The organism is Stenotrophomonas sp. GD03958 (assembly GCF_029839005.1).
Classification (GTDB): Bacteria; Pseudomonadota; Gammaproteobacteria; order Xanthomonadales; family Xanthomonadaceae; genus Stenotrophomonas; species Stenotrophomonas hibiscicola.
Map to the genome: position 1 here is coordinate 21,701 of NZ_JAOBZT010000059.1, position 6,088 is coordinate 27,788.

General features: G+C 68.4%; 5 protein-coding genes. 3 read left to right on the plus strand and 2 right to left on the minus strand.

What is annotated here, in order from left to right; genetic code table 11:
• Positions 1-48 precede the first annotated feature (48 nt).
• From N5C25_RS15725 to N5C25_RS15735, 3 genes are read left to right on the plus strand one after another with little or no spacing between them, the layout of a single operon-like run.
• Positions 49-1,293 (plus strand): efflux RND transporter periplasmic adaptor subunit, encoded by a 1,245-nt coding sequence (locus tag N5C25_RS15725; protein ID WP_279937245.1) that lies wholly within the window; start codon positions 49-51, stop codon positions 1,291-1,293.
• Positions 1,290-3,248 carry a MacB family efflux pump subunit gene (locus tag N5C25_RS15730; RefSeq protein ID WP_019659089.1) on the plus strand — a complete coding sequence of 653 codons (1,959 nt, stop codon included), beginning with the start codon at positions 1,290-1,292 and terminating at the stop codon, positions 3,246-3,248. The genes N5C25_RS15725 and N5C25_RS15730 overlap by 4 nt, the downstream gene beginning before the upstream one ends.
• A complete protein-coding gene (locus N5C25_RS15735) occupies positions 3,245-4,684 on the plus strand; it encodes an efflux transporter outer membrane subunit (RefSeq protein WP_058979458.1) in 1,440 nt (479 codons plus the stop codon). Before N5C25_RS15730 ends, N5C25_RS15735 begins: the two co-directional genes overlap by 4 nt.
• An 82-nt stretch (positions 4,685-4,766) precedes the next feature.
• On the opposite strand, the gene rlmB is transcribed toward N5C25_RS15735, so the two are convergent.
• Complete coding sequence (gene rlmB / locus N5C25_RS15740; RefSeq protein ID WP_251102611.1) at positions 4,767-5,510, minus strand: 23S rRNA (guanosine(2251)-2'-O)-methyltransferase RlmB; 744 nt, start codon at positions 5,508-5,510, stop codon at positions 4,767-4,769.
• A 93-nt stretch (positions 5,511-5,603) separates the two neighbouring features.
• A partial coding sequence (locus N5C25_RS15745; RefSeq protein ID WP_279937246.1) for a GFA family protein occupies positions 5,604-6,088 on the minus strand: 485 nt, incomplete at its 5' end.

Sequence of the window (6,088 nt, forward strand, 5' to 3'; positions counted from 1 at the left end):
CAATGCCCACCAACGCCGCCCGCGCGGCCCCGAGAGTGAAGCCACGACGTGACGTTCCGCCTGCTGCCCGCGACCCGCCGGGGTCGCCTGATACTGGTCGCCCTGCTTGCCCTTGCCGTCGCTGCAGCCGCCTGGTGGCTGCTGCGCAAGCCGGCCGTCCCGGCGGTGGCGACCGCGCCCGTCAGCCGTGGTGACATCGAGCAGACAGTGGAGGCCACCGGTGTGATCGACGCCTACAAGCTGGTCAGCGTCGGCGCCCAGGCCTCGGGCCAGATCAAGTCGCTGAAGGTACAGCTGGGCGACACCGTGAAGGAAGGCGACCTGATCGCCGAGATCGATGCCACCACCCAGCAGAACCAGGTGCTCAACGCGCAGGCCTCGCTGGACCAGGTCACCGCGCAGCGCGCCGTGCAGCAGGCCACCCTGCGCCAGGCCGAACTGGAATTCGCGCGGCAGCAGCAGATGCTGGCTGCCGAAGCCACCTCGCGCCAGGAATATGATGCCGCCGAGGCGCAGTTGAAGACCGCCCGTGCCCAGCTGCAGTCCTACGAGGCGCAGATCAAGGGCCGCGAAACAGAACTGGGCACCGCCCGCGCCAACCTGGCCTACACCCGCATCACCGCGCCGATGGACGGCACCGTGGTGGCGGTGGTGGCGGAGGAAGGCCGCACCGTGAACGCCAACCAGACCGCACCGACCATCGTGATGCTGGCGCGGCTGGACGTGGTCACCGTCAATGCCGAGATCTCCGAGGCCGACGTGGTCAAGATCAAGCCCGGCATGCCGGTGTACTTCACCACGCTGGGTGACCCGGACCGCAAGTACCACGCCACGCTGCGCCAGATCAATCCGGCGCCGGCCTCGATCGCCAATGAAAGCTCCTCCAGCTCCAGCAGTTCGTCCAGTTCCAGTTCCAGCAGCGCGGTCTACTACAACGCGCTGTTCGACGTGGAGAATCCGGACGGCACGTTGCGCATCGACATGACCGCGCAGGTCTCGGTACTGCTCAAGCAGGCCAAGGGCGTGCTGATGGTGCCGGCGGTGGCGCTGGGGCCGAAGCGCCGTGGCGACGAGCGCATGGTGCGGGTGCTGGACGACAAGGGCCAGCCACAGCCGCGCAAGGTCAAGGTGGGCATCAACAATGGCGCCTCCGCCGAGATCCTGTCCGGGTTGAAGGAAGGCGAGCGCGTGGTGGTCGGCGAGGCCAGTGCAGCTGCGGCCGGTGCCGGTGGCGGGAACCGAGGCGGCATGCAGATGCGGGTCGGCGGCCCGGGCATGGGTCCGCGCCGATGAGCACGACGGCGCCGCTGCTGCGCCTGCGCGACCTGCGACGCGAGTTCCCGGCCGGTGATGATGTGATCGCCGTGCTGCGCGACGTCAATCTCGACATCCATGCTGGCGAGATGGTCGCCATCGTCGGCCAGTCCGGCTCGGGCAAGTCGACACTGATGAACATACTCGGCTGCCTCGACCGCCCCACCCGCGGCAGCTACCAGGTGGCCGGCCGCGAGACCGGAAAGATGGCGCCGGATGAACTGGCCGAACTGCGCCGCGAATATTTCGGTTTCATCTTCCAGCGCTACCACCTGCTCGGCGACCTCGACGCGCGCGGCAATGTGGAAGTGCCGGCGGTGTACGCCGGCAGCCCGGGCGCAGTGCGCAATGCGCGTGCCGAGCAGCTGCTGCAACGCCTGGGCCTGGGCGACCGCATGCATCACAAGCCCGGCCAGCTGTCAGGTGGCCAGCAGCAGCGCGTGTCGATCGCACGCGCGCTGATGAACGGCGGCGAGGTGATCCTGGCCGACGAACCCACAGGCGCGCTCGATACGAAATCCGGTGAGGAAGTGATGGCGATCCTCGGCGAACTGCATGCCGAAGGCCACACCATCATCATCGTCACCCACGACATGAGCGTGGCCCAGCACGCACAGCGCATCATCGAGATCCGCGATGGCGAGATCATCGCCGACCGCGCCAACCCGAATGCGCCGGCCTACCGTGCGCAGCGCGAAGCCAGTACCGGGGCCGCCCACGGCAACAGCTGGCGGGCGGCCCGAGACCGCTTCACCGAAGCGTTCCGCATGGCGCTGCTGGCGATGAACGCCCATCGGCTGCGGACCTTCCTGACCATGCTCGGCATCATCATCGGCATCGCCTCGGTAGTGTCGGTGGTGGCGCTGGGCAACGGCTCGCAGCAGCAGATCCTGCAGAACATCAGCGCGCTCGGCACCAACACCATCGACGTCTATCCCGGCCGTGGTTTCGGCGACATGCGCTCGGCCCGGGTGCAGACGCTCAAGGCCAGCGATGCCGATGCACTGGCAAAGCAGAGCTACGTGGACAGCGCCACCCCCAGCGTATCGACCTCGGTCACCGCGCGTTATCGCAACCAGTCGTCGACCGCCCAGGTCAGCGGCGTCGGCGAGCAGTTCTTCCGGGTCAAGGGCGTGACTCTGCTCAGCGGCAGCTTCTTCGATGCCGATGCAGTCAAGGGCCTGGGCCAGGTGGCGGTGATCGACGAGAACACCCAGGCCCAGTTCTTCCCCGATGTCGACCCGGTCGGACAGGTGATCCTGCTCGGCAACGTGCCGGCACGCGTGGTCGGCGTGGCCAAGCGCCAGAGTTTCGGCTTCGGTGGCAGTACCAGCCTCAGCGTGTGGGTGCCGTACACCACGGTGATGTCGCGCATGCTCGGCCAGAGCCACGTCTCCAGCATCACCGTACGTGTGGACGACGACACACCGATGGATGCGGCGCAGGAAGCAATCACCCGCCTGCTGACCCTGCGCCATGGCACCGAGGACTTCTTCCTCAGCAACAGCGCGGAGATCCGCCAGACCATCGAGCAGACCACGCGCACGATGACCCTGCTGATCGGTGCCATCGCCGCCATCGCACTGCTGGTCGGTGGCATCGGCGTGATGAACATCATGCTGGTGTCGGTGACCGAGCGCACCCGTGAGATCGGGGTGCGCATGGCGGTGGGTGCACGGCAGAGTGATATCCGCCAGCAGTTCCTGATCGAGGCGGTGCTGGTGTGCCTGCTCGGCGGCGTGCTCGGCATCGGCCTGGCGCTGCTGCTGGGCTCGATGATCGGCCGCTTCGCCAGCGATTTCCAGGTGCTGTTCTCCACCGCCTCGATCGTTGCCGCGTTCGCCTGCTCGACCTTGATCGGCGTGGCGTTCGGCTTCCTGCCCGCACGCAACGCCGCGCAACTCGATCCGGTGGAGGCCCTGGCCCGCGAATGAAGAAGATGATCCGACTGCCCTTCCCCGCTCCCCGGCACCTGCTGCCGGCCGGTGCGGTTGTACTCGCCCTGTCCGGCTGCGCATCCGTCGGCCGCTATCCGGTGCATGACCCGGCCGTGGCGGCGCAGTATGGGCGTGGCGATGCCACCCTCAATGCACCGGCCGACGGCCCGCGCAGCAGCCTGGATACACCCGGCCGCGACATCCGGCAGGACACCTGGTGGACCGGCTTCGGCGATGAACGCCTCGACCGTCTGGTGGCGCAGGCGCTGGCCGCCAACAGCGATCTGGCCGCCGCCGGCCTGGCCGTGCAGCGTTCACGCCTGCAGGCCGGCCTGGCCAGCAATGCGCTGTGGCCGCAGCCTTCGTCATCGGGCGTCAGCGGCAGTGCCAGCCGCGCCACCGACCAGGCCGATGACTGGCGCCGCAGCTATTCCACCGGCGTCTCGCTGGGCTGGGAAGTGGACCTGTGGGGGCGCCTGCGCACCCAGCGCGACATCGCCCGCTGGGAAGCCGAAGCCAGCGAGGAAGACCGGCAGAACACCGCGCTGCTGGTGATCGGCGACACCATCACCCAGTACTGGAACCTGGCCTATCTCAACCAGTCCATCGCCACCGGCCAGGCCAACCTGGAGCGGTTGGAACGTACCCGCGAACTGGTGCAGGCCCGCTTCGACGCCGGCGCGGTATCGCGCCTGGAAGTGCGCCAGGCGCTGCAGAACCTGCAGTCGCAGCGCTCGGCGCAGAGCGCGCTGGAACAGCAGCGGGTGGAAGTGCGCAATGCACTGACCGTACTGCTGGATGGCACGCCCTGGCCGCAGCAGGACGAACCGCAGGACCTGCTGGGCGCACGCAGCCCGGACATCGTCGAGGGGTTGCCGGCCGACCTGCTGGGCCGCCGTCCCGACCTGCGCGCGGCCGAGCTGCGCCTGCGCAACAGCCTGAAGACGATCAAGGTCACGGCAACCCAGTATTACCCGGCGTTGAGCCTGACCGGCAGTCTCGGTTCCAGCGCCACCTCACTGGGCAATGTGCTGCGCAATCCGGTGGCCACGCTGGGCGCGGGCCTGTCACTGCCGTTCCTCAACCTGCAGCGCGCGCAGCTGGATACCGACATCGCCGGCACCGCCTACCAGATCGCCGCGGCCAACTTCCGCAAGACGCTGTACACCGCGCTCTCGGAAGTGGACAACGCGCTGTCGGCACGCGAGCAGCTGGCGCGGCAGGTGGCGGCCTCGCAGGCGTCGTATGACGAAGCGGTGGAAGTGGAACGCGCGCAGGAAGTGCGTTACCGCGTGGGCGCGACCGACCTGCGCACCTGGCTGGAAGCGCAGCAGACCCGGCGCGATGCCGAGCTGTCACTGGCGCGCGCGCGGCAGGGCCAGCTGAACAACGATGTGACCCTGTTCAAGGCGCTGGGCGGCAGCGCGGGGTAGCGGCTGCTGTGGAGCCGAGCCCATGCTCGGCTGCTTCCTTGATCGGGTATGCGATCGCCGAGCGTGGGCTCGGCTCTACAGATCAGCCGCGCTGGCGCACGGCCTCGAACAGGCTGACGCCGGCGGCGACAGAGACATTCAGGCTCTCGATCTCACCCGGCATCGGGATCTTGACCAGGCCATCGCAGTTCTCGCGGGTCAGGCGGCGCAGGCCATCGGCCTCGCCCCCCAGCACCAGGGCGATGTTGCCCTTCAGGTCCAGCTGGTACAGCGAAGCGGTGGCTTCGCCGGCCAGGCCGTAGATCCACACGCCCTGCTTCTGCAGGTCCTTCAGGCAGCGCGACAGGTTGGTCACCGCCACCACCGGGATCAGATCGGCGGCACCGGCCGAAGTCTTGCGTACGGTCGCGTTCACCGTGGCCGACTTGTCCTTGGGGATGACCACTGCGGTTGCACCGGCCGCAGCGGCCGAGCGCAGGCAGGCGCCAAGGTTGTGCGGGTCCTGCACTTCGTCCAGCACCAGCAGCAGGGCCTTGCCCTCGGCTGCGGTGACCAGGCCTTCCAGCTCGTTCTCGCTGTAAGTGCGGGCGGCGGCATAGCGCGCGGCCACGCCCTGGTGGCGCACCGAACCGCCGACACCGTCCAGCGCCTGGCTGTTCACCTTGCGCACGTCGATGCCCTTGCGGCGGGCGTTTTCCTCGATCTCGGTCAGGCGCGGGTTCTTCGCACCGGCCTCGACCAGCACTTCGCGGACGTTCTCGGCGTCGTTCTCGATGGAGGAGGCGACGGCGTTGACGCCGACAATCCACTGGCTGTTCTTGCTCATGCGGGCGGGGACCGGAAAGGGGGTGGCTATGGTAGAGCATCGGCGGCGGCCGCGCTTCGCGCTCGCCGGGCATGGCCCGGCGCTACCGGCCGTTCATCCCCCGGCTGAACGGCTGCGCGGCGGCCAGTGCGGGGTGTCGTGGTCGGGGTGCTGGTGCGACACGATCGTGGCCAGGAAATCCAGCGCGGCGATGTCTTCCTCGGTACGTCGCGCCGGCAGGCTGGCCAGGCTGTCGACGAAGGGCAGCTTGCGCTCGACTCCGTACTGGATCGTCGGCGGCAGGCGTTCGGGTTCGTCAAACGCACCGGCAGCCACCGCCACGCCATCGGGCGCTTCGTAGGTCAACGGCGTGCCGCAGTCGGCGCAGAAGCCGCGCCGCACCACGTTGGAGGACTGGAAATAGCGCGGCTGGCCGCGGGTCCAGCTGAACTGCACGCCCCGCACCGACACCAAGGGCGCGTAGTACGCACCAAAGGCTTTCTGGCACATGCGGCAGTGGCAGATCGAGCTGTGGGTCAGCTCGCCACGGGCCTGGAAGCGGATCGCGCCGCACTGGCAGCCGCCGCTGTATTCGGGTT

What these genes read in the sequence shown, in the direction of transcription:
- N5C25_RS15730 (WP_019659089.1), top strand. Translation starts at nt 1,290, where the DNA reads ATGAGCACGACGGCGCCGCTGCTGCGCCTGCGCGACCTGCGACGCGAG.
- N5C25_RS15735 (WP_058979458.1), top strand. Translation starts at nt 3,245, where the DNA reads ATGAAGAAGATGATCCGACTGCCCTTCCCCGCTCCCCGGCACCTGCTG.
- rlmB (WP_251102611.1), bottom strand. Translation starts at nt 5,510, where the DNA reads ATGAGCAAGAACAGCCAGTGGATTGTCGGCGTCAACGCCGTCGCCTCC.